This is a genomic window from Nonomuraea sp. NPDC026600, from assembly GCF_040638335.1.
Taxonomy (GTDB): Bacteria; Actinomycetota; Actinomycetes; order Streptosporangiales; family Streptosporangiaceae; genus Nonomuraea.
This window is the reverse complement of record NZ_JBEZYD010000008.1, coordinates 177,813-201,663: the sequence shown is the minus strand read 5'-3', so window position 1 is coordinate 201,663 and position 23,851 is coordinate 177,813. Positions and strand designations below refer to the sequence as shown.

At 70.1% G+C, this 23,851-nt stretch carries 17 protein-coding genes; 11 read left to right on the top strand and 6 right to left on the bottom strand.

The window, feature by feature from the left end; translation table 11 throughout:
* The first annotated feature begins 113 nt into the window (after positions 1–113).
* From efeU to AB0F17_RS21105, 5 genes are all read left to right on the top strand, one after another.
* Positions 114–962, top strand: coding sequence for an iron uptake transporter permease EfeU (efeU, locus tag AB0F17_RS21125; protein WP_358025319.1), 849 nt, complete (start codon positions 114–116; stop codon positions 960–962).
* A complete protein-coding gene (gene efeO, locus AB0F17_RS21120; RefSeq protein WP_358025317.1) occupies positions 955–2,097 on the top strand; it encodes an iron uptake system protein EfeO in 1,143 nt (380 codons plus the stop codon). Before efeU ends, efeO begins: the two co-directional genes overlap by 8 nt.
* Positions 2,098–2,110: 13 nt before the next feature.
* Positions 2,111–3,364 (top strand): iron uptake transporter deferrochelatase/peroxidase subunit, encoded by a 1,254-nt coding sequence (efeB, locus tag AB0F17_RS21115; RefSeq protein WP_358025315.1) that lies wholly within the window; start codon positions 2,111–2,113, stop codon positions 3,362–3,364.
* 71 nt (positions 3,365–3,435) lie between these two features.
* Positions 3,436–3,990, top strand: a complete 555-nt coding sequence (locus AB0F17_RS21110; RefSeq protein WP_358025313.1) for a LemA family protein — start codon at positions 3,436–3,438, stop codon at positions 3,988–3,990.
* The gene (locus tag AB0F17_RS21105) at positions 3,990–5,390 is read left to right on the top strand and encodes a hypothetical protein (RefSeq protein ID WP_358025311.1); all 1,401 of its coding nucleotides are present in this window, start codon (positions 3,990–3,992) and stop codon (positions 5,388–5,390) included. The genes AB0F17_RS21110 and AB0F17_RS21105 overlap by 1 nt, the downstream gene beginning before the upstream one ends.
* Before the next feature lie 64 nt (positions 5,391–5,454).
* On the opposite strand, the gene AB0F17_RS21100 is transcribed toward AB0F17_RS21105, so the two are convergent.
* Genes AB0F17_RS21100 through AB0F17_RS21090 form a run of 3 tightly spaced genes read right to left on the bottom strand, consistent with a single transcriptional unit; the run spans position 5,455 to position 10,165 of the window.
* Positions 5,455–8,598, bottom strand: a complete 3,144-nt coding sequence (locus AB0F17_RS21100) for a S8 family serine peptidase (protein ID WP_358025309.1) — start codon at positions 8,596–8,598, stop codon at positions 5,455–5,457.
* Positions 8,599–8,642: 44 nt separating this feature from the next.
* Positions 8,643–9,533 (bottom strand): CU044_5270 family protein, encoded by an 891-nt coding sequence (locus AB0F17_RS21095; RefSeq protein ID WP_358025307.1) that lies wholly within the window; start codon positions 9,531–9,533, stop codon positions 8,643–8,645.
* Positions 9,530–10,165 (bottom strand): RNA polymerase sigma factor, encoded by a 636-nt coding sequence (locus tag AB0F17_RS21090; RefSeq protein ID WP_358025305.1) that lies wholly within the window; start codon positions 10,163–10,165, stop codon positions 9,530–9,532. Before AB0F17_RS21090 ends, AB0F17_RS21095 begins: the two co-directional genes overlap by 4 nt.
* Before the next feature lie 535 nt (positions 10,166–10,700).
* Here AB0F17_RS21090 and AB0F17_RS21085 point away from each other — a divergent pair.
* The 3 genes from AB0F17_RS21085 (at position 10,701) to AB0F17_RS21075 (ending at position 15,692) form a co-directional block, all read left to right on the top strand.
* A complete protein-coding gene (locus AB0F17_RS21085) occupies positions 10,701–11,078 on the top strand; it encodes a hypothetical protein (RefSeq protein WP_358025303.1) in 378 nt (125 codons plus the stop codon).
* Complete coding sequence (locus AB0F17_RS21080) at positions 11,075–14,788, top strand: AAA domain-containing protein (protein WP_358025301.1); 3,714 nt, start codon at positions 11,075–11,077, stop codon at positions 14,786–14,788. Before AB0F17_RS21085 ends, AB0F17_RS21080 begins: the two co-directional genes overlap by 4 nt.
* A gap of 331 nt (positions 14,789–15,119) precedes the next feature.
* Positions 15,120–15,692, top strand: a complete 573-nt coding sequence (locus AB0F17_RS21075; protein ID WP_358025299.1) for a hypothetical protein — start codon at positions 15,120–15,122, stop codon at positions 15,690–15,692.
* Positions 15,693–15,751: 59 nt separating this feature from the next.
* On the opposite strand, the gene AB0F17_RS21070 is transcribed toward AB0F17_RS21075, so the two are convergent.
* A complete protein-coding gene (locus AB0F17_RS21070; RefSeq protein ID WP_358025297.1) occupies positions 15,752–16,378 on the bottom strand; it encodes a CGNR zinc finger domain-containing protein in 627 nt (208 codons plus the stop codon).
* A 29-nt stretch (positions 16,379–16,407) separates the two neighbouring features.
* Here AB0F17_RS21070 and AB0F17_RS21065 point away from each other — a divergent pair, with 29 nt between their 5' ends.
* The 3 genes from AB0F17_RS21065 to AB0F17_RS21055 all read left to right on the top strand — a co-directional run bounded on the left by AB0F17_RS21065 (position 16,408) and on the right by AB0F17_RS21055 (position 19,232).
* On the top strand, positions 16,408–17,298 hold the full coding sequence (locus tag AB0F17_RS21065) for an arginase family protein (RefSeq protein ID WP_358025295.1): 891 nt from the start codon (positions 16,408–16,410) through the stop codon (positions 17,296–17,298).
* Positions 17,299–17,388: 90 nt separating this feature from the next.
* A complete protein-coding gene (locus tag AB0F17_RS21060; protein ID WP_358025293.1) occupies positions 17,389–18,132 on the top strand; it encodes a sugar phosphate isomerase/epimerase in 744 nt (247 codons plus the stop codon).
* The gene (locus AB0F17_RS21055) at positions 18,129–19,232 is read left to right on the top strand and encodes a Gfo/Idh/MocA family oxidoreductase (RefSeq protein WP_358025291.1); all 1,104 of its coding nucleotides are present in this window, start codon (positions 18,129–18,131) and stop codon (positions 19,230–19,232) included. The genes AB0F17_RS21060 and AB0F17_RS21055 overlap by 4 nt, the downstream gene beginning before the upstream one ends.
* Before the next feature lie 174 nt (positions 19,233–19,406).
* Here AB0F17_RS21055 and AB0F17_RS21050 read toward each other — a convergent pair whose 3' ends face one another.
* Complete coding sequence (locus AB0F17_RS21050) at positions 19,407–21,128, bottom strand: DUF4434 domain-containing protein (RefSeq protein WP_358025289.1); 1,722 nt, start codon at positions 21,126–21,128, stop codon at positions 19,407–19,409.
* Positions 21,129–21,260: 132 nt separating this feature from the next.
* Positions 21,261–23,843 (bottom strand): glycoside hydrolase family 78 protein, encoded by a 2,583-nt coding sequence (locus tag AB0F17_RS21045; protein ID WP_358025287.1) that lies wholly within the window; start codon positions 23,841–23,843, stop codon positions 21,261–21,263.
* Positions 23,844–23,851: the final 8 nt, after the last annotated feature.

The window sequence follows — 23,851 nt, the reverse complement described above, 5'->3', positions numbered from 1 at the left end:
GCTCCCCCTGCTCGGACGGGGGGAGCCGCTCTTTTGTGCGACGCCGCGCTTGCGTAAAGTAGGCTCCACCTGCCCTAATTTAGGTAAGCCTTTCCTATCGCGCGGGAGCACCGGTGTTCGCCAGCTATCTCATAGGACTGCGTGAAGGACTGGAGGCGACACTCGTCGTCTCGGTCCTGATCGCCTTCCTGGTCAAGAGTGACCGCAAGGACAAGCTGCCACAGGTGTGGACCGGCGTCGTGGCCGCTCTCGCCCTGTCCATCGGCTTCGGCGCGCTGCTGACGTTCACGGCCGCCCACCTGGACCACACGGGACAGGAGCTCTTCGACGCGATCACCTCGCTGCTGGCCGTGGTGTTCGTCACCTGGATGATCTTCTGGATGCGCCGGATGGCCCGCGCGCTCTCCAAGGAGCTGCGGGGCAAGCTCACGGAGGCACTCGAGATGGGCTCGCTCGCCGTGGTCGTGATGGCCTTCCTGGCCGTGGCCCGCGAGGGGCTGGAGACGGCGCTGCTGTTCTTCGCCTCCGTCCAGGGCTACACCACCACCACGGACCCGCTGATCGGCATCAGCCTGGGCCTGCTCACCTCGGTGGCGATCGGGTGGGGCATCTACCGCAGTGCCCTGAAGATCAACCTTACCAAGTTCTTTACCTGGACGGGCCTGCTGCTGATCCTGGTGGCCGCCGGCATCTTCAAGTACGGCGTGCACGACCTGCAAGAGGCCAACATCCTGCCGGGCCTGGGCACCTACGCCTTCGACATCAGCGCGATCCTGCCCCCCGACTCCTGGTGGGGCGCGCTGCTGGCCGGGATGCTCAACATCACGCCGCAGCCGAGCGTCCTGGAGGCCCTGGCCTGGGTCCTCTACCTCGTGCCCACCCTCTTCCTCTTCCTGCGCCCCCAGCGAACCCCCGCACCGGCATCCACCACCAGCTCGGCTGAACAGGAGCATCATGCTTAACTCCACCACCCGCGGCCTCGCGCTGGTGTTCGGTGCGCTCTCCCTGGCCGCCTGCGGCTCCGGGACACCGGCCGCCACGACCGGCTCCGCCGCGCCGGAGAAGCCGGGGAAGATCAGCGTGGCCGCCTCCGACACCGAGTGCAAGGTCGCCGCCGCCGAGGTACCCGCGGGCACCAGCACGTTCACGATCACCAACGGCGGCACCAAGGTCACCGAGTTCTACGTGTACGCGCCGGGCGACCGCGTCATGGCCGAGGTGGAGAACATCGTGCCGGGCCTGACCCGCGAGGTCATCGCCGAGCTGCCCGCCGGGACGTACGAGACGGCCTGCAAGCCCGGCATGGTGGGCAAGGGCCTGCGCAACGCGCTCAAGGTGACGGGCGAGCACAAGCCGCTCAGCGACGACGCCAAGCTGGCCGAGGCCACCGCCAACTACAAGCGCTACATCAAGACGCAGAGCGACACGCTGCTGGTCAAGACGCAGGAGTTCGTCGACGCGGTCAAGGCGGGCGACATCGCCAAGGCCAAGGAGCTCTTCCCGGTCTCGCGTACGTACTGGGAGCGGATCGAGCCGGTCGCGGAGATCTTCGGCGACCTCGACCCGGCGATCGACGCCCGCGAGGCCGACCTGGCGGCCGGCGAGAAGTGGACCGGCTTCCACAAGATCGAGAAGGATCTCTGGATCACCAAGGACATCAGCAAGGACGGCCCGGTGGCCGACAAGCTGATCGCCGACGTCAAGACCATCGTGGAGAAGTCGAACGCCGCCGAGCTGACCCCGCTCAACCTGGCCAACGGCGCCAAGGAGCTGCTCGACGAGGTCGCCACCGGCAAGATCACCGGCGAGGAGGACACCTGGTCGCACACCGACCTGTGGGACTTCGACGCCAACCTCCAGGGCTCCAAGGCCGCCGTCCAGGCGCTCCGTCCCGTGCTGGAGGAGCGCGCGCCCGACCTGGTCAAGACGCTGGACGAGAAGTTCACCGCGGCCGAGGCCGCGCTGGGCAAGCACCAGAAGGGCGACGGCTGGCAGCTGCACAACGAGCTGTCCAAGGCCGAGCTGAAGGCGCTGTCGGACGCGATCAACGCGCTGGCCGAGCCGATCAGCAAGATCGCCCCGGCCATCACGAAGTAGGGAAGGCAAGTTCATGAGCGATCGCATGAGCCGCAGGAAGCTGTTCGGCCTGGGCGCGGCGGGGGCGGCCGCCGTCGGCGCCGGGGCTGTGGTCACGCGCGCGCTGGTCGAGGAGCCGACGGTCGCGCACGCGGCCTCGATCTCCGACCCCGTCTCCTTCTACGGCGAACACCAGGCGGGCATCGTCACACCCGCCCAGGACCGGCTGCACTTCGTCTCCTTCGACGTGACCACCGACAAGCGGGCCGAGCTGGTCGAGCTGCTGCAGGAGTGGACGGCCGCGGCCGCCAGGCTGGTGCAGGGCAAGGAGGCGGGCACGTTCGGGACCGTCGGCGGGGTCCCCGAGGCCGCGCCCGACGACACGGGCGAGGCGCTCGGCCTGCCGGCCTCCGGGCTGACGCTGACGATCGGCTTCGGGCCGTCGCTCTTCGACGACCGGTTCGGGCTGGCGGGCAAGCGCCCAGCCGCGCTCGCCGATCTCCCGAAATTCCCTGGCGAGCAGCTCATTCCGGAAATATCCGGTGGTGACATCTGCGTGCAGGCGTGCGCGCACGATCCCCAGGTCGCCGTGCACGCCATCCGCAACCTGGCCAGGATCGGCTTCGGCAAGGTGGCGGTCCGCTATTCCCAGCTCGGCTTCGGCCGTACGTCCTCCACCTCGCGCGCCCAGGCGACGCCGCGCAACCTGATGGGCTTCAAGGACGGCACGAACAACCTCAAGCTGGAGGACGCCGAGCTGCTGCGCCAGCACCTGTGGGTGGGCGCCCAGGACGGCCCCGCCTGGATGACCGGCGGCAGCTACATGGTCACCAGGAAGATCCGCATGATGGTCGAGACCTGGGACAGGACCTCGCTGGGCGAGCAGGAGGCCATCTTCGGCCGCGACAAGGGCGCGGGCGCCCCGCTGGGCAAGAAGGCGGAGTTCGACACGCCGGACTTCGCGGCCAAGGGCGGGGACGGGCAGCCGCTCATCAAGGACGACGCCCACGTCAGGCTGGCTCACCCCACCACCAACGGCGGCGCGCGCCTGCTGCGCAGGGGCTACAACTTCGTGGACGGCTCCGACGGGCTCGGCCGCCTCGATGCCGGGCTGTTCTTCATCGCCTACCAGCGGGATCCGCGCAAGCAGTTCGTGCCGGTGCAGATGCGCCTGGCCAAGACCGACACCCTCAACGAGTACATCAAGCACATCTCCAGCGGGCTGTGGGCGTGCCCGCCGGGGATGCGTGACGCGGGCGACTACTGGGGGCGCGCGCTCTTCGCCTGACGTACAGCCGGTTGCAAGCCTGATTTGTTCACATGGAGCATGCTCAGTGACACGTCAGGGGGACCCTTGCGATGATCGTTTTTGGCGGCGTCTTCGCCGTACTCGTCCTGCTGGCCGCCCTCCTCTTCATCTCGATCTACAACGGTTTAGTACACAAGCGCAACGCCGTCGAGAACGCCTGGGCCCAGGTCGACGTGCAGCTCAAGCGCCGCCACGATCTGGTGCCCAACCTGGTCGAGGTCGTCCGCGGCTACGCCGGCCACGAGCGGCAGACGCTCACCGCCGTCACGGCCGCCCGCGCGCAGGCCCTCGGCGCGCACACCCCCGCCGAGATGGCCGGTGCCGAGGACGCGCTGACCGGCGCGCTGAAGACCCTGTTCGCGGTCGCCGAGTCCTATCCCCAGCTCAAGGCCAGCCAGAACTTCGCCGAACTCCAGGAAGAACTGGCCACCACCGAGAACCGGATCGCCTACTCCCGCCAGTACTACAACGACGCCGTCCTCACCTACAGCAACGCGATCCAGACCGTCCCGGCCAACATCGTCGCGGGCATGAGCGGGTTCACCCCCCGTGAGTACTTCCAGGCACCCGGCGAGGAGCGCGGGCCCGTGCAGGTGCGGTTCTGATGACCGTCTGGTTCGCCGCCTCGGTCGCCGCCACGGCGTTGTGGGCGCTGCTCCTGCTGGTGCTGGCGATCGCGACCCGCACCCCGGACATCACCCCCGGCCCGCCCGGCGCCCCGGTCACGGACGAGCCGCCCGCCGTGGTCGACCTCATCACCGGCGGCTGGCGCCTGTGCGACGAGGCCGCCTCCGCCACCCTGCTCGACCTCGCCGCGCGGGGCGCCGTGCGGATCGAGGAGGTCGGCCCGGAACTGTCCCTGGTACGCCTGCGCCCCGCCGAGGGGCTGAACCCCTACGAACAACTGGTCTACGACCACGTGCACTCGCTCGCGCGCGACGGCGTCGTGGCCACCGGCGCGCTGGCCGAAGGCTCACGCCACCTGGGCCGCTGGTGGAAGAGCTTCCGCAAGAAGGTCATCGCCGACGCCCGGCAGCGGGGACTGTCCCGGGCCCGCTGGAGCCGCGCGCACGCGACGCTGCTGTTCGCGACCGCGTCGGTGCCCGCCGCGCTGGTCGCCGTCGCGGTCACCGTGGCCGACCCCGAACACGACGGCGGCATCGGCGCGGGCCTCGTCGCCTACGGTGCGCTGGTCTACCTGGCCGGCCGGCTCAACGGCGAGCGCGGCACCGACCTGGGCGTCCAGGCGGCGGGGCACTGGCTGGGCGTACGAGAGACCCTGTCGAACGCCCGCTACGCCGAGAAGCCCGCGGCGAGCGTGACCATCTGGGGCCGCCCCCTGGCGTACGCGGCCGCTCTCGGGCTCGCGCCGCGCGCGGTCCGCAGCCTGCCGGTGAGCGTGCCCGCCGACGACCGCCGGGCCTGGTCCGACCACGGCGGCATGTGGCACGCGGTGAACGTGCGCTACCCGTCCCGGCTCATCTGGGGCCGGCCGCCGCTGCACACCGTGGGCCGGGGCCTGGCGGCCGGGTTCTTCGCGGGCTTCTGGACGTGGATCGTGCTGGTCGTCCTGTCGGCGTTCGACCTGTGGCCGCGCGCCCTGACCCAGCCGGGCGGCCTCGCCGTGGGCCTGGCGATCGCCGCCGTGCCCGCCGTCCGCGCCCTCCTCGACCTCACCGGCCAGACCTGGATCGAAGGCCAGATCGTACGGCTGCGCTGCCGCCGATCGGGCGGCAACGACAACAACGCGAAGTACGTCTACTGGTGCGCCATCGACGAGGGCCACAGCCGCGACCTCAGGGCGTACGGCATGGCCGAGGACCAGTGGACCCGCCTGTCGGAGGGCGACCTGGTCCGCGCCAGAACCGGACGGCGGGTCGGCTGGATCGGCGAGATCGAGGTGCTCCGGAGCACGACCCACCGTGGCCACTACGCCGACACCCAGGACCACCTGATCGACGCCCCACGCAATCTCGGCGAGGTCCGCCCGGAGTGGGGCTCGTAAGACAAGCAAGCACACCCGCTGCTGCGACGGTGAGGGCGCCCCAAGGCGTCCTCACCGTCGCGGATCAGCCGATGGCGTAGGCGCGGGTGATCGTCTGGGTCACCCCGTCGCCGGCGGAGTCGGTGACCGTCGCGCGGAGGGAGACGAATCCGGCTGCGGGAGGGTTCGTCAGCATGGCGGTCCAGCCGGAGCCGGTGCGGGTGACCGGGACGCCACGCCAGGTGGCGCCGTCGTCGGCGGACATCTCCAGCCGGATCGATTTCACCCCCGCCTTCGGGGAGCCGGGGTTGCGCTCAACCCACACGGGCGTGCGGGTCGTGCTGCCCGGCCTGGCACGGTTGGAGTCGTCCAGGCCCTCGGGACTGTAGCGGACGGCCATCAGGGGCAGCGGCTGTTCCTCGGCGGTGGTGGCGGACGGGAACGTCCAGACCGATTTCACCTCCGTGGAGAGCGTGGCCTGCCGGCGCATCGACGCCGTCAGCGTGTAGGCGCCGGATCCGGCGGGCAGGTCGGCGCGCAGTTCGCAGCTCTGCGGCTGGTAGACGTCGCAGTTGGCGAGGTCGGCGGTGGCCGGCACCTTGCCGTCCTCGGCGAGGGTGGCGGTGCCGGTGGCGGCGGTGTCGGAGCCGGTTCTGCCCGGCTGCCCGTCGGCGAACATCTGCGTCGCGGCGAAGGTCAGGCTGTCGCCGGTACGGTGGCCGGCCGGCAGCAGGAACGACGGCCCGGTGACGGCGGCGTTCCAGACTTCGCTGGTGTGACCTGGCTTCATGAGCTTGCCGTCGTCGGCGGTCAGCGCGGTGCCGACCTGGAGGGCGCTCTCGAAGACCAGACCAGGCGTCCGATAGTGGACGAGCCTGCCGGGCAGCGCGATGCCGCCGACCGACGATACCGGGAAGGCTCCCAGCAAACCGCCGACGTGCAGCCCGCCCGTGAAAGCGCCCGTGGCAGCCGCTCCGGAGGCCCGGTAGGTCGCGGTGACCTTGGCCAGCTCCTTCTGCCTGGCGTGGTAGGTGGGATCGTCCGGAAGACCGCCGCTGCGCCGGTCGACCAGGGCGTAGACGTACGGGCTGGGCGAGACGTCCTTGCTGAGCCACGTGGTCGCCAGGGTGTAGGTCAGACCTGGTGACGCGGCGGGGATGACGAAGACCTGCGAGTTGGCGTCAAGGCCGAACATGTAGGCCCAGAGGCCCCACGCGCCGTGGTCCAGCCCGAGGGAGAGACCGCGCTGGAGTTGGGCGCTCGGATCGTCGATGGTGGTTTTCGTCGGCTTGCCCTGGCGCGTGTCCACGGTGATCCGCTGGTCGCCGCCGTCGACCTTCAGTGGGGAGTCGGCGATCGTCAGCACAGGCTTTCCGTCGATCTTCTCTCTGGTGCTGGTGTAGAGGTTCCAGTCGCCTTTGGTCAGTCGTACCGTAGCCGTCCCCGCCTGGAAGGACAGCGGGTGGAGGGCCCCGGTCTCGGCGTCGTAGACCTGACCATCCTGTGGGCTGACCGGCAGGCCCTGCCTGCCGACGGCGGTGACGGTGACGTCGTAGGACTCCGGCTCGACGTACGCGCCGGCCAGCGTGCGGATCACCGTCTCGCCCGACCTGGCGGTGACCGTTCCCGGGTAGTCACCCGGGGCCTCCCCGGTCGCGTCGATGGTGAGCGTGACCGACGCCTCTCCCTTGGCCGGGACAGTGACCTGGTCGGACGGCAGTTTCAGCACCTCACTGTCCGCCGACAGGTCGAGGGTGACCGGTGCGTCGCCCGCGTTGGCGTAGGTGATCGTCCTGGTCGCCGTCCGGTCGCCGGTGCCTTTCCAGGGGAAGGCCGCCCACACGTTGGCCTGCTTGGGCACGACCTGCTGGCGCAGCGCGCGTACCAGGTCGATCGTCCCGGTGCCCTGCTGATAGAGCGTCGCGTCCTGGACCGGGGCGGCGCTGCCGATCAGCGCGGACTTGAGCTGCGCGCCGGTCCAGTCCGGGTGGCGCTGGGCCAGGATCGCCGCCGCTCCCGCAACGTGCGGGCTGGCCATCGAGGTGCCGCTCATCACGCGGTAGCCGCCCCCGACGGCGGCGGCCGTGATGTCGACCCCGGGCGCGGTCACGTCGGGTTTGATCGCGTGGTCGCTCACGCGCGGCCCCTGGCTGGAGAACTGGGCCATCCGGCCCTGCTTGTCCACCGCGCCCACGGTGAGTGCCGCCTCGGCGCTACCGGGGCTGAGCACACTGGCCTTGACGCGGTCGTTCCCAGCCCCCGCGACGAACAGCGTGCCGGTCTGCTCCGACAGCATGTTGACCGCCTGCTCCATCGGATCCAGCTCGGGGCCGTCGGGACCGCCGAAGCTCATGTTGACGATCTTGGCCTTCACCTCGACGGCGGCCCACTCCATGCCGGCAAGGATGTCAGATTCGGTCAGGCCAGCGGCTCCGCCCACCTTCCCGATGGCCAGGCTCGCCTCCGGGGCCACACCCCGGTACTTCTCGCCTCTGCCGCCCACGATCGAGGCGACGTGGGTGCCGTGGCCGGTGTTGTCGCTCATGTCCGGTTCGTCGGTGAAGTTCGCCTCCTGTACGACCGCGTCCTTCAGGTCCGGATGGTTGGGGTCGTAGCCGGTGTCGAGGACCGCGACCGTGACCCCCTTGCCCGTGAAGCCCTGCTGCCACGCCTGCGGCGCGCCGATCTGCTTGACGCTCTCGTCCAGCGAGAAGCTCCTACGGCCGTCCAGCCACACCTTGCTACGGCCCACGGCGAGGGTGCGGGCTCCGGTGAGAGTCCGCCAGGTCTGCGCGGCGTTCGCCTTGGACACACGTGCCGCGCTCATGCTCAGACTGGACAACCGCCGCACCGGCGCGGAACCCAGTGTCGTGGTCATGCCCTGTTCGATGACGGGGATGTCGGGGGTGTCGGCGTCGCCGTACCGCCAGGCCAGGAGCTGGGTGACGTCGAACAACCGCGGGTCCAGCACGCCCTGGGCGACCAACGGCGCGGCGTCGGACGGGATCACATACAGGTGGCCCCTGCGCACCTGGCTGGAGAAGTCAACCTGCCTGCCGGGCCCTGGCTCGACCCGATGTCCCTGACCGGTGACCACCACCCGGTCACCGGTGATCAGGGTCACCCCGTTCGCCTGCTGGGACGGAGCCGGTGATGCCAGTGCCGGTGTCGGCGTGGCACCGATCGTTCCCGCCAGCAGAGCGGCGAGGAGCGACTTGCCTAAAGTCATGATCTACCTCATGTATGAAGGGAAAAGACGGTCGGGCTGGGTCCTCACCGGGGAAGCTGGTCCGTCCACCCGGTGGTCAGCTTGATGAGGCTGTCGTTCGAACCCGCCATCCCTCCGTCAGCGGTGAGGACCCGATTGGTACGGATCACCCGGGAAGTCGCGGGATCGACGACCAGCCTGATCTCCCGGCCGCGGTCGATGACCATCAGCTCCTCCCCGCCCTCGACCGTGCCCAGCCGCTGCACGCCCGGCAGCTCGGCGAGCGCCCGGAACGCCGCCGAGCGCACGTCCGCGGGCGCGGGCAACTCCGCGATCAGCGAGACCAGCGGCATGAAGGCGACGTCGTAATCGCCGATGGACTCACCCGTCTGCATCCCGGCGACCTTCTGCCGCAACGCCTCGGGGTCTGTCGGCAACTTCTCGAGACCCTCCATGGAGATCTTGGCGTCGCCGTTCGCGAGCCCCAGCCAGAACGTGCCCGAGGGCTCCTTCACCACGCCGGGCCTGTCATCCATGCCCCTGCTCCACCGCTGCCCGTCGCGCGTGGTCCAGCTCTCGCCCCAGAAGCGCCGGCCGTCCTCGCTCTCCCGTTTGATGTGCCAGTACGTCCCGGAACCCTGTGGCGCACGCTCCGCGCTGACGGCGGCCATGAGCAGGATGTTCTTGGCAGAGGTCATCGGCAGGACGTCACCGGCAGAGGGCGGTGGCTTGACGGGCGCGGCGGCCTGACCCATGGCGATCACGACGGCGACGACCGCCGCGGCAGCGACAGCGGCAAGGCCCGTGACACGCACGGTCAGCGGCCGCCGGGACCGCCGAGGAGCCGCCGTGCGGGCCATCACGGCCAGCAGTCGCCCCCGCGCGCCGGTCAAGGCGGCCGGGTCGGTTTCCGCCACCTCCGAGCGCAGCTGCTTGATCAGCTCAAGGTCGTTCATTGTTCGTCCTCTCTCGTCTCGACCGGATTGACGCCGCCCAGGGCGTCCGCGACCTTGCGGCGGGCGCGTGACAGGCGTGATCGGACCGTGCCGATGGGCACCCGCAGCGCCTGGGCCGTCTCCTCGTACGTCAGATCGCCCCAGGCGATCAGCAGCAGCACGTCTCGCTCACCGCGGCCGAGTTTCGCCAGCGCGGCGGCCAGGCGTTGCCGGGTGGCCGATGCGGAGACCCGGGCGGCCACCCGCTCGTCGAACGCGGCGACCACGGGATCCTCACCCGTACGGGCCATGGCCCGGTAACCGCGCACTTCGGCACGCCGGTGCAGGCCGATGACGTTCGTGGCGATGCCGTACAGCCAGGGCAACGCCTCCGTACGGCCGAACTCGTACCGGTGGCGCGTCTCGAAGGCCCTGGTGAACGCCTCGGCCACCACGTCCTCGGCATGGTCGGGCCCAAGACGCCGCTCGGCGTAGCGGTGCAGCACGGCGGCATGCCGGTCGAAGAGCACCGCGAAGCACTCCGGCACGCGCAGGGACGCAGCGATGACGGCGGAGTCGTCCTGGTGATCCACCAGCCCCGCTTGACCGCGTACCGATGGCGGGTGGCCGCCGGGAGATGGAGGATCCGTCAAAACGAGCTCCCGTTCTGAGGTGATTGTCACGACCGTCTTTATCCGTAGGGCCGCTCACAGTTCCCACAGGACGTTCCGAACGGGTCGAGGCCACCCCCCGACCAGGTCACAAAGCCCATCGCCCATCGCCGACCGAGGCGACCGCCGGCCCCCCGATGGTGCCAGCAGCAATCACGGGGATCTCGCCGGGCCTCCCACCAACTCCATGGGGAAGGGACAATCCACAGGCCCCCGGTGTAAGGAAGTCACACCCATCGGCACTGTGCGGTCCCGGTTGTCCCGCGCCCGCCGCAAAATCGCCCACGCACCGGGCGGCAGCAACCCCACCGACATGATCGAGGAGGCCCGATGAACGATCTGGACATAGGGCGGGGCACAGGCCACCCAGCCGCGTACCCCACCTCACAGGACAGAACACCTAGCGGTTTTGTACTCGCCGAAAATCGAATGACGCTCGCCATGTTGCCAGGCCCTCTTTCCCACCCCAAAATAGGGCGCCACACTCTCATCGGATCATCCCAATGGCGGGGGAATAATGCTCATAGAAGTCCTGACGGGTGGGGACACGTTGCGGCAAGAGCGCCTGGCTCGCATGCTTCTCGGTGAACTATCCGAAACAGACCATGTCACCGCAAAATTCCTCCCACCTCAGGAAATATCCGGCGACGGACAAAAAAGCGGCGCAGCGGCACAGCTCACCATCTTGGCGACCGTGGCCGCCACGGCGAGACCCGCCGCGCAGGTGCTGATCACTGTCATCAAGGAATGGTGCGCCACCGAGCGCAACCGAAAGGTACGCGTCACCGACGGCGACCGGTCGATCGAGATCACCGGGCGTCCGGACCCGGGCCAGGAGCGGCTGGTGAGCCGCTTCCTCGACGACCAGCGCGATGGTGAGGAGAGCCCCTCGTGAGACCGGCCCTCACTCGAAGGGCCCTTCTGATCGGCACGGAGACCTACCGTGACGGCCGGTTCGCGGCTCTGGCGTCCTCCCGCGCCGACATTTGGCAACTGCACCAGATATTGGAGCACCGCAGCATTGGCGCTTTCAAGGACGTGGCGGTCGCGGCCGATCTCACCGCCGAAGACATGCGCTACCGCATCGCGGAGTTCCTGGAATCGTGCGAGTACGGTGACCTGGCGCTGCTGTACATCACCGGTCACGGGGTACGGATGTCCCAATCCACCGGTGAGTTCTTCTTCGCCGCTGCCGATACCGACTACGACCGGGTGCCCGACACCGGAGTCAGTGCCGGTTTCGTCAACGAGCAGCTCGAATCATGCGTGGCGCCACAGAAGGTGGTGATACTCGACAGTTGCCGCAGCGGAGGCTTCACCTTGGGCTGGCGCACACGCGACCCGCTCCACGCTTCCACCGCCAAATCGGCCGAGCCCGCCCCGCTCACCAGCCGAGGCGTCTACATCATCGCGTCCTCCGGGGCCGGCGAGGACTCTTTTTCCGGCCCGGATTCCCCGGAAGGGCCGCAGCCCTCGGTCTTCACAGGCCAGCTGGTCGAGGCCCTGCGCACTGGTAAAGCTGGCAGGGATGGCACCGGCAACGTCACTGTCGATGATCTCTTCGACCACGTCAACCAGCGCATGCGCACACTCGGCCTACAGATCCCGGTGAAATCCGCGCTGGCCGTCAACGACCGGATCGTTCTGGCCCGGCGCCCGCATGGAGCCGCTCCGACTCTGAAGCCGGTGTTCCGCGCTCAGCCCGCCCCCAAGGCCGGTCGCGCCTCCTCAGCGGAGACCCCTCCGGAGCCGCCCACATGGCCAGGACTGCTGGCGTACTACAGCGCGTGCGTGCTGTCGGAGCAGGCGCGGCTGCCCCTGCTCGCGGTGGCCGATACCGGTCGCTCGTACGTCTGCCTGCCTGGCACGGAACGCCTCGTCTCCGGCGACCTTGAGGACGACGGCTGTGTCCCGGCCCCGAAGGAGATCGAGCCCTTCTTGGCGGACGATGACGGCGACGAGAGCGAGCTGTGGGCCGGCTATCCAGCCGTCGTGCTGACCGGCTCCCGCGACGGGACCGTATGGCGGGCGCCCAAGTTCGCACCTCTGATCATCCGCCGCGTCGAAGCGGTGACCGACGGCGGCTCGGTACGGCTCAGGCCATACGGCTCAGCGCTCCCCCACCCGGGCCTGGCAGCGGAATGGCTCGGCTCGGAGCAGGCCGAGAATCTTCTCGTGTCGTACGACGAGGGTTGGCAGGGCGGCCAACTCGACGCGATGGCGGATGAGATGGGCGGCCTGCTCCGCAACGACTTCGAACTGCCCAGCGTGCAGGAGCTCAGACCCGATCAGCTCGACGATCACATCGACGTGCGGTCGCCCGGGCGCGGCGCGCGCAACGCCGCCGTCTTGTTCCGGGCGCAGCGGGACCAGGGTGCCACGAAGGGCCTGCTCGATGACTTCGCGCGACTCACCAGCAAACTCGCAAAGATCGGCGATACCGCTCTCGCGGCGCTGATGCCGAGCGAGATCGAGCTGACGCCGTCCGGAACCGGCCTGGCGAGGATGCCACGTCGCACCGAGGCGGACAGGCCCGAGCCGATACTGGTAACCCCGCTATCGGCGAACGAGGCTCAGCGAGCGGTACTACGGTCGGCGATGACCCGCCGACTCACCGCGGCGACCGGACCGCCTGGGACCGGCAAAAGCCAGCTGGTCGTGAACATGATCGCCACCGCTATGGCCGCCGGGCAACGCGTGCTGGTCGCCTCCACCAACAACCAGGCCGTCAACGAGGTGTGGCAGCGGTGCGAGGCTCTGCTGCCCGACAGTCTCGTCCGCACTGGCAGCCGGGACTACCGGCAGAAGGAGGCCGCCACACTCCAGCGGCTCTCGGTCGTGGCCCTCCCCCCAGGCAGTCTGGAGACGGCGGGCGCGGACCTCCGGCTGGCCGCCAAGGCCCGCGGTGCCGTACGCACCGAACTCGCGGCGACCGCCGATGTCGAGCGCGCGCTCGCCGTGGTCGGAGAGGAACGGGAGGAGTACGCCTCAGAGCTCGGTATGACCGTTCCCGCGCTCACTGCCCGTCTGGGAACCGACGCCCACCTCTCCAGGTGGAAGCGCCTGGCGAACCGCGCGGCCCGGGCACGTGTTCTCGGCGGATGGCGACGCGAGCGGTTCCTGCGTCACTTCGGCCTGACCACTGCCCTCGATACAGCGGCCGCCTGCCGGGCTCTGGCGGCCGTCGCAGACACGGAGCGGCAATGGCGGAACCTGCGCGGCCGAGCGGGCGAATTGAAGCCGGATGCCGATCTGGCCGCCGACCTTGACCGGGTCGATCGAGAGCTGCGCCGCTCCTCGGCGGCTCTGTGGAAGTGGGCCGTGTGTGCAGGAGCCGCACAGGGGCGCCAGGCAGTACACAACCTTCTGCAGGCAGCGGGCCAGCGGTCGAGCGACTGGCCCGCCGTCAAAGCCGTACTTCCGTATGTTCGCGCCTGGGCGGTCACCAGCCTCTCAGCACGTCGGTTTCCACCCGAACCGGCGCTCTTCGACCTGGTGATCATTGACGAGGCGAGCCAGTGCTCGATCCCGCACATCGTCCCGCTGCTCTTCAGGGCCCGCCGAGCGCTGATCATCGGCGATGTCATGCAACTGCCGCACATCGCCACGATCCGTCCTGAGCAGGAGGCGGTGATCCGGCGCGAGATGGCGCTGCGCGCCGACTGGCTGGAGACGCACCGGCTCACCTATCGGCGACATTCCGCCTTCCACGCCGCCGAAGCCGCAGCGGGCGGCAGTCTCTTGCTCGACGAGCACTACCGTTGTCACCCGGACATCGCCGCGCTCTCCAATCGGCTCTTCTATGGCGGAGCTCTCACCATCCTCACCGACATCCGCTCGCGGCCCTCGATCGAACGTCCTGCCATCGTGTGGGTGGACGCCCAAGGCCAGGCAAGGCGCTCGTCCAGTGGCGAGTCGTGGATCAATACCGACGAGGCGGACAAGGTCGTCGACTGCGTCGACTATCTGCTCCGGCGCTTGCCCGAGGAGGGCACCGTCGGAGTGGTCACGCCGTTCAAGGCTCATGAGGGTCTGCTGAGCAGCCGACTGAGCAGCAGGCATCGGGTGCGGGTCGGGACGGTGCACACGTTCCAGGGCGGCGAGTGCGACGCGATGGTCATGTCGCTGGTCGCCGGTCAGGGCATCAACCAAGGGGCCATCGACTGGATCGACCGCCAGCCGAACCTGTGGAACGTCGCCATCACACGAGCGCGTTCCCACCTCATCGTGGTGGGTGATCGGGACCGGTGGACAGCACGTGGCGGGGTGGGCGCGAGCCTGATCCAGGCCGCAGCAGACACGGCGCACAGAGGATCCGCAGATGAGCCCGACGAGCTGACGCTGCGCCTCTACGAGCACCTGCGGAGCGTGTCAACCGGGTCCGTGGAGCTCGGCACGGTGGTCCGCGGCCACCGCGCCGACGCGTGCGCCGATGGTAGCGGCGTGACGACGGCGTTCCTTCTCGACCGGGGGAATCCCCACGGCGTCGCTCCCGACCGGCACCTGGAACTGATGCTCCGCAAGCGCGACCTGCTGGACCCGCCTGCTGACAACGGCAGGACCACCAGGCTCGCCGCATGGCGGCTGTACGACTCCGCACCCTGATCGGCTCGGCTCACCGCGAACCGCCTGCCGATCAGTGTCCCTCGGCGGACGTCCGGCGTGCGGAGGGCCAGGGGCGAGGCCGTACCCGATCCCCCGCAGCGGCGAGATCGAGGTGCTCCGGAGCACGTCCACTACGCGGACCTGATCGACGCCCCCACGCAATCTCGGCGAGGTCCGGCCGGAGTGGGGAGCGTTAGAAACTCAGGTCACGCCATCGTGCGGCTCGACCTTAACGACATCGGCGACTTTTCGCTCTCAGCACCCCCTAGATCTGGGGATCCGTCCGCGGCGATGCACAAGGGATTCTGGAGGGGCAGCGCAGGAGAGAGAAATGAGGGCCACCATGAAGTTTCGCTCGATTCGAGGATTCCGCAAGACGGCCACGGTGCTTCTGGGGGCGGCGCTGATCGCCGTCCCGTTCACCGCGGCACCAGCGTCGGCCGCAGGCGACGAGGACTTCAAGGCATTCAGCATGTGGTTCGACGTCGGCGGACTCTCCAACACCAATAAATGCATTCCCGTGTGGGTGACCGCACGGTACCGGGATGCGTCCGGTAGCGACACCTGGACCAAGCTGATCAGGACGAACACCAACGGCTGCGACTCCGACCCAGAGCATCTGCAGAAGTTCGGTGATTTTCAAAACACCCACAGCACGGTCCATCTGCTGGCCGGGCCGAAACCGGCTCATCACTTCCGCTGGAAAGACCTCACGAGCTTGACGCTGACGGTGACCACTCCGAACACGCCACCGGGGCGCCAGAAGAACGTGACGATAATCAAGGAGGTCATTTCGGCGCAGGACCTCGACAACAACTGGCACGAGCTGTTCAACGAACAGTACGTGCACACATTCTCCGACGGCTTCAACGACTTCGAAATGTTCGTCAAGCACCCTGCGTGACCTCGGGGGCTGGGGGATTCCCGGCGCGGAATCCCCCAATGCCGGGTGCGGAGGGCCGGTCAGGTGCGGTGGCGGGCGCGGGAGGCGGCGGCGTGGGCGCGGTTGGCGCACCGGGTCGAGCAGAACTGCCGTAGCCCCGGCCGGCTCCGGTCGATGAAGGCGTCGCGGCACGGAGAGGCCGCGCACAGACGCAGCCGTACCCAATCCCCCGCGGCGGCGACGTCGAGCAGCTCGCGCACCGCACGCACCGCCAGCCGGTCCACCGGCCCCGCGCCGTCCGGCGCCACGAGCCGCAGCACCGGCACCCCGTCCACATCCTCGACCTCCGCCCGCGCCGACAGCCCGGCCGCGAACCCGGCCAGCGCCCGCGTCCGCTCCGCCGGCTCGCAGGCCAGCACGCCCCGCAACCGCCCGCGCATCTCCCGCACAGCGACCAACTCGGACTCCCAGAAATTCGCCTGCCCCCCAGGCTCCCCACCGGCCAACTCTCCCGGCTCCTTGCCCGCCCGCTCCCCCGGGTCCCCTCCAACCCGCTGGCCGGGCGTCCAGCCAAGGGGTTCGCCGAACTCCTCGCAGAACCGCCGCAGCGCCGCAGGGTCCGGTAGCCGCTCCGGATCGTCCAGGTACTCGTCCCACGTGTTGGCCAGATCCAACGCCACCAACCCCGTATCGACGTACTGGCGCATCCCCAACTCCTCCTGCTAGCGTCACGACTATGAGCACTATAACTCCTGACACAAGATTCGCCATCCTCGACGCCCCCTCGAACCTCGGCCTGCGCCCGCCCGCCCCCGACGCGGTCCCCGGCTGCTACAAGGCCCCGTGGGCGCTCCGCGACGCCGGGCTGCGGGAGCGGATCGGCGCGAGTGACGCGGGCGCGGTGGTTCCGCCGCGTTATGTGTCCACCTGGCAGCCGGGCGACGGCGTCCGCAACGGCCCGGCGATCGCCGCGTACGCCAGGAAGCTGGCCGACCGCGTCGCCACCATCCGCGAGTCGGGGGCGTTCCCGATCGTCCTCGGCGGCGACTGCTCGATCCTGCTCGGCCCGGCCATCGCGCTGCGCGAAGCGGGTCGGTACGGCCTGGCGTACCTGGACGCCCATGCCGACTTCCGTCACCTCGGCAACTCCCCGCACGTGAGCTCCGCGGGCGGAGAGGCCCTCGCCCTGGTGACCGGTCGTGGCGACGACTACCTGGTGGACCTCGGCGGCCTGCGCCCGTACGTCGCCGACGAGGACGTGATCGTGCTCGGCGTCCGCGACGAGGAGGACCTGCGGGACGTCAAGGAGTCCGGCTTCGCCCACGTGCCCGCTGCCGAGATCGGCCCCGGCACCCTCGATGCCGCCATGAAGGTGCTGGTCCGCGACGACCTCGACGGCTTCTGGATCCACGTCGACGCCGACGTGCTCGACCCCGCGATGCTGCCCGCCGTCGACTCCCCCACGCCGGGCGGGCTCGACGCGGACGGGCTGGCCGAGCTGCTGCGCGGCCTGCTCCGCCTCCCTGGAGCCGCCGGCCTGGAGATCACGATTTTCGACCCCGACCTCGACCAGGACGGCACGCAGGCCGCCCTGCTCGTGGACATCCTCGCGTCGGCGCTGGTTTGACGATGACCCACCGCACGCCCTTGACGATGCCTGATCCACCCCAGAGGATTATGTACAGATTGTGGACTAAAAGCACCATGGGAGCTGAGGATGACCAAGCCGCTCAGTGTGCAGCTCTACTCCGTAAGAGACCAACTAGCCGCCGACCGTGACGACACGCTGCGCCGGATAGCCGGGATCGGTTACGGGGCCGTCGAGCCCTTCGACCCCACCGGCGATCCCAAGGGCTTCCGGCAGGTGGCCGACGACCTCGGGCTGGCCGTGTCGAGCACGCACGCCTACGCCCTGCTCAGCAGGGAGCCGGCCGAGGTCTTCGACGCCATCGCCACCGTCGGCACCGACCTGGTGATCATTCCGGGCGGCATCGCGCACGAGGAGTTCACCACGCGCGACGGCCTGGCCAGGACCGCCGACCTGCTGAACGGCCTGGCCGAGCAGGCGTCCGCGTACGGCATGCGGATCGGCTACCACAACCACTGGTGGGAGATCGAGCCGCGGATCGACGGCCGCCACGCTCTGGAGGCTCTCGCCGACCTGCTGGCTCCGGAGGTGTTCCTGGAGATCGACACCTATTGGGCGGCCGTGGGCGGCGCGGACGTACCTGCCTTACTCCGTGGACTTTCCTCCAGGATCCTGGCGCTGCACGTCAAGGACGGCCCAGTCGTCAAGGACGAGCCGCACGTGGCCGTGGGCCAGGGCGTCATGCCGGTGCCGGAGATCCTCGCGGCCAGCCCGGACAGCTGGCGGATCGTGGAGCTCGACAGCTGCGCGGGCGACATCTTCGACGCTCTCGCGGGCAGCCACACCTACCTCACGCAGCTGAGCGGTTCGTGAACGCCGGCCCCGTAGGCGTCGCCGTCGTCGGCGCCGGTGTGATCAGCAGCCACTATCTCCGCCACCTGTCCACCTTTCCGGACGTCCGGGTGCTGGGCGTGGCCGACCTCGACACGGCCAGGGCCGCGACCGCCGCGCGCGAGTACGGGGTGCCGGTCTCCGGCACCGTCGACACCGTACTGGCGCTGCCGGAGGTGGAGATCGTCGTCAACCTGACGATCCCGTCAGCGCACGGCGCGGTGGCGCTCGCGGCGCTGCGCGCGGGCAAGCACGTGTACGGCGAGAAGCCGCTGGCCCTGGACATGGACGAGGCGGCCAAGATCACGGCGGAGGCCGCGAACCTGAACCTGCTCGTCGGCAACGCCCCCGACACCTTCCTCGGCGCGGGGCTCCAGTCGGCGGCCAAGGCGCTCGCCGCCGGCCTCATCGGCACCCCGGTCGCCGTCACGGCCGCCCTGCAGAGCCTGGGTCCCGAGTCGTGGCACCCCAATCCCGAGTTCCTGTACCAGCGCGGCGCCGGCCCTCTGTTCGACCTGGGCCCCTACTACCTGACCGCCCTCGTCGCCCTGCTCGGTCCGGCGGCCCGGGTCGCGGCCAGCACCCGGCGGGCTCGTGACCACCGAGTGATCGGCTCGGGGCCGAAGGCGGGCACGGCGTTTCCCGTGGAGGTTCCCACGCACGTCAACGCGCTGATCGACTTCGCGGGCAGCGCCAGTGCGACGACCACGTTCAGCTTCGACTCGCCTGTCGGGCGGAGGATGATCGAGATCATCGGCACCGAGGGGGCGCTGTCACTGCCCGACCCCAACACCTTCGACGGGCCGCTGCTGGCCCGCGGCCTGCATGACGCCGAGTGGCGGGAACTACCCGTCACGGGCACGACCGCCGGGCGCGGGCTGGGCGTCCTGGACATGGCCAGATCACTGCGTACCGAAACCCCGCACCGGGCCTCGGGCGCGCTCGCCCTGCACGTCCTGGAGATCATGACCGCCATCGGCGACGCCGGCGAGGACGGAGAGTCCCGCCACCTCCACACCACCTCGCCGACCCCGCCACCACTCCCCGACGACTGGGATCCGCACGCCGCCACGCTGAAGTGACAGCTCCCGCCTCCGGCCCGAGGTGGCGGCGCCGTCTCGGTGAAGCAGGAGAAGTCTCATAACCCGGTGCTGGACCGCGGCCTGCGAAGGTCGCGGTCGCCGGTGCCGGGCCGCAGACGGCAGGGGTCGCGGTCGCCGGTGCCGGGCCGCGGACGGCAGAGGTCGCGGGCGGCGTCAGGCGGGGATGACGTAGGGGTTGGTGGTGGAGTGGTCGGCGCCGTTCACGGCCGTGATGTACAGCCATGGCCGCCGGGGATCGACGTCCGTCGGAGTGGTGAACGGGATCCAGGCGGCGGTGGATTCGTCCGGTCCTTGAGTGACGGTCACCGTCTTGACCCCGGCCCCGGTCCGGGCGTACTGGACCTTGACCGTACCGCCCGCGAGATCGCTGCCCTTGATCGCGATCCCGGCCGCGTTCCTGGTCGCGCCGAGGATGAGCGGCTCGTTCCAGGAGGCGTGGAGGTCGTCGCTCAGCGACGGGGTCATCCAGCTGAGCTGGCAGGTCAGGAACGGATCCCAGCCATAGGAGATCACCTTGGTCACGGCCGTCCCGGCCGCCATGATCTGGGCGTCGAGCCGTTTCTTGGTCGTACGGCCACGCAGCGGCATCGGGTCGGCCCGCCCGCACTCGCCGGGCACCGGGGCGGGCTCGAAAGCCTCCGCGTTCACCCACAGCTCCACTCCCGGCGGCCGGGACCGCGCCGCCGCCTGGATGTAGTCGTAGGTCGAGCCGTAGTACGCCTGCCGGTTGGTGACGTCGCCCACCACCGGCACCAGCCGGGGATCGACCTTGGCGTCCGCCTCGTCCAGGCCGTAGACGGGCGTCTTGCCCGTCCCGCGCCCGTCCTGTACGGCGACGACCATGGGCGCGCCATGCCGGGTGGCGGCGATGGCGAGCATCCCCGCCCCCACGCGCGCCGGCGCGAACCCTTTGTCCCTGCGCGCGTCGAAATAGGGACTGACCAGGATCTTCTTCCCCGGCAACGTGGCGGCCACCACGGCATGCTGGGCCTGGTAGAGGTCGATGGTCGGATCGACGCTGGGCCGCGACTTCACCGCCAGCTCGAACGCCTGGTACACCCCGGCGAACGCCGCCGACGCCCCGTACTTGCCCCGATAGTCCGTCAGCACCCGCTCGGTGAGCGCGGTGACGGCACCGAGGTGCGCCAGGTTCGGCAGCCAGGGCCGCTTGACGTCCTGCGGCGCGGCGGGCAGCCCGGGGAACACCTTCATCCCGTACGCGGCCGCCTCAGCCATCAGGTTGCCCAGGCCGTCGCCGTCGGTCGCGATCAGCACGAGGTCGTACGGGCCGCTGGAGCAGGACTTTCCCAGCAGCAGCCGGTAGTAGACCCGCCCGCCGCTCTCGATCCGCCGGTCCAGGGCCGGGCATCGCAGCAGGCCGTCGCCGAACAGCTCGTTCGCCGCGTAGCCGTACACCCGGCGGATGCGCGGGACCGCCTCGCGGGCGGCCTGATAGCACGTCTTTTTGCTCTCGACGCAGCCGGCGAAGTCGGGATCGGGCGCGCCCTCCTTGAGCAGCCGCCCCGCCCGGTCGACTCGGCTCGGCACCAGACGCGGGCCGAACGTGATGAGCGTGTCACCACCGACCCCATGGATCGCCTCCACGGTCCGCCGCGTGACGCACGGATCGGAGCGCGGCACCAGCCAGTAACCGGTGATCGCGTACGGCGCGGTGACCCGCAGGTCCCGCGCCTGGCACACCGCGTCATCGGGCGTCGTAGCGGGCGTCGCGGCTTCGACCGGCAGGCCCGAAACAGCGGGCGTCGCGGCCTCGACCGGCACACCGGAAACAGCCTCGACCCGCCCGAGGGGAACGACTGCGGCCGCCATCACCGCCACGGCCGCGACCAAGCGCAGGATCCACCCGGATACCAAATGACCTCCTCGCGCGAGCGTCCCCTCGCGGCAGAACGGTCGTACCCGTCAGATCACTCAATGCACCTTATCGACCCGAGCACCCCGCGCACCTGGGACGGCGTCAAATGACCGCCATCCCAGGTGCCACGCTCAAGCCACCGGATCGTCAGCCGGATCCCGGTACGGAGCGGTGAACGTGTGCATCCCCGCCCCCACCTCAACCGGCTCCCCGGAGGGCAGCGAGACCTCGGCCGTCGTCCCCGGCGGTACGGACACGGTGACCGTGAGGTTGCCGCCCGACCGGGACCAGGCCACCGCCGCCGGACCGTACGGCGTCTCGTGCTCGGCGGAGGCGTGGGTGAGCCCGGCGCCGGGCCGTGGTGCGACGCGGATGCGGCGGTAGCCGGGAGCGGCGGGGGCGAGGCCGGCCAGCGTGCTGTGCAGGAAGTCGGCGACCGCGCCCAGCGCGTAGTGGTTGAACGAGGTCATCTCTCCGGGGTTGACCGAGCCATCGGGCAGGAGGCTGTCCCAGCGCTCCCAGATCGTGGTGGCGCCCATGGTCACCGGGTACAGCCACGAGGGGCATTCGCGCTGGGTCAGCAGCCGGTACGCCGTGTCATGTTCCCCGACCGACGCCAGGGCGGCGCAGACCAGCGGCGTGCCGACGAAGCCGGTGCCGATGCGGTAGTCGTCCTGGTCGACCAGCTCGGCCAGCCGCTTGCCCTGACGCGCCCGCTGCTCCGGCGTCTCCGCCAGGCCGAGGTGCAGGGCCAGCGCGTAGGCGGTCTGGGTGTCGCTGACCAGGCGGCCCGACGGCGAGACGTACTCGCGGCGGAAGGCCGCCCGCACCTCGGCGGCCAGCTCGCCGTACTTCTTCGCGTCGCCGCCCCGGCCGAGCAGCTCCGCGGTGTCGGCCAGGAGCTGCGCGGTCCACGCGTGGTAGGCGGTGGCAATGAGGTACGCGTCGGTCCTGGCCTTGCCGGGCTTGTCCGGCGGCGCGGCGGGGTCGAGCCAGTCGCCGAACTGGAAGCCCTCGTCCCACAGGTGGTCGTCGCCGGCGATGCCCGCGATGTGGTCGACCCACCCCTTCATGCTGTCGTACTGCGCCTCCAGCACCCCGAGGTCCCCGAAACGCTCGTAGAGCACCCAGGGCACGATCACCGCCGCGTCTCCCCACGCCGCCGTCGGCATGGCGGGGAAGTCGAGGCCGACCCACGGAATGTAGTAGGGCACCATGCCCGACTCGTCCTGGTCCGCGGCCAGGTCGGCCAGCCAGGAACCGAGCGTGCCCGCGCAGTCGTACAGGAAGCTGGCGGTGGGGGCGAAGACCTGGATGTCGCCGGTCCAGCCGAGGCGCTCGTCGCGCTGGGGGCAGTCGGTCGGCAGGTCGACGAAGTTGCCGCGCATGCTCCACACGACGTTGTCGTGCAGGCGCTGGAGCTGGGGGTCCGAGCAGGTGAACCAGCCGGTGCGGCGCATGTCGGTGTGGCAGACGACGGCCTGGACGCTGCCGGGGCGGAGCTCGCCCGGCCAGTCGATCAGCTCGGCGTAGCGGAAGCCGTGCATGGTGAAGCGCGGCTCCCACTCCTCCTCCGCGCCGCCCGCGAGGGTGTACTCGTCCTGGGCGGCCGCGTTGCGCAGCGGGCGGCGCGACAGGACGCCGTCCTCCAGGACCTCGGCGTGGCGCAGTGTGACGGTGTGGCCGGCCGGGCCCTGGACGCGGATGCGCAGGCGGCCGGAGATGTTCTGGCCGAAGTCGAGGATCGTCTCGCCGGCGGGGCCCTGGATGACCTCGACGGGACGCAGCGTCTCCACCCGGCGGACCGGCGGCCCGGTGGGGGCGACGAGCAGGCCGGGGTCGTGGTCCACGACGTCGGCGGGCAGCCAGGCGCTGTCGTCGAAGCCGGCCGAGGACCAGCCGGCGGGCATCAGGCGGGCGTCGTACTTCTCGCCGTCGTACAGGCTCGCCGCCAGGATCGGGCCGCGGGCGCAGCGCCAGGAGCCGTCGGTGGTCACCACGTCGGTCGAGCCGTCGGCGTAGCCGACTTCGAGCTGGGCGATGAGCGCGGTACGCGAGCCGTACGTCTCGACCCTGCCGTCCTTGAAGCCGACGCGGCCGCGGTACCACCCGTCGGCGAGCATCGCGCCGATGGCGTTGCCGCCCTCCGACAGCAGCGCGGTGACGTCGTGCGTACGGTAACGCAGCCGGTGGTCGTAGCTCGACCAGCCCGGCGCGAGCACGTCGTCGCCGACGACCTGCCCGTTGATCTCCACCTCGTACAGGCCGTGGCCGGTCACGTACAAGCGCGCCCGCTCGACGGGCCCGCGGACCGCGAAGCCGCGCCTGAGCATGGTCGCGGGCCCGTCCGGCGCGTCGACCAGCTCGGCGGGCGGCGCCGCCGCGTCCGCGCGCCACTGCTCCGCGTCCAGCAACCCCGCCTCGACCGAGTTCCACTCACTCCATTCGCTCGTCCTGCCGTCCTGACCGCGGACCCGCACACGTACGTCCCGGCGCTCACGCGAGCTCAGGTCGTCACCGGGCCACGGGACGAGCACGGATTCGGAGCGCCCGGTCGCCGAGACGACCTTGCCCTCCGCATCGCGGATCTCGACGTCGTAGCCGTGCTGCTGCCAGCCCGGACGGTCGTTGCGGACCGTCCAGGACAGCCGTGGCCTGGGTTCTCCGATGCCGATCGGCTCTCGGTGGTGCTCGAAACGCAGGTCGATGGTCATGCGGCTCC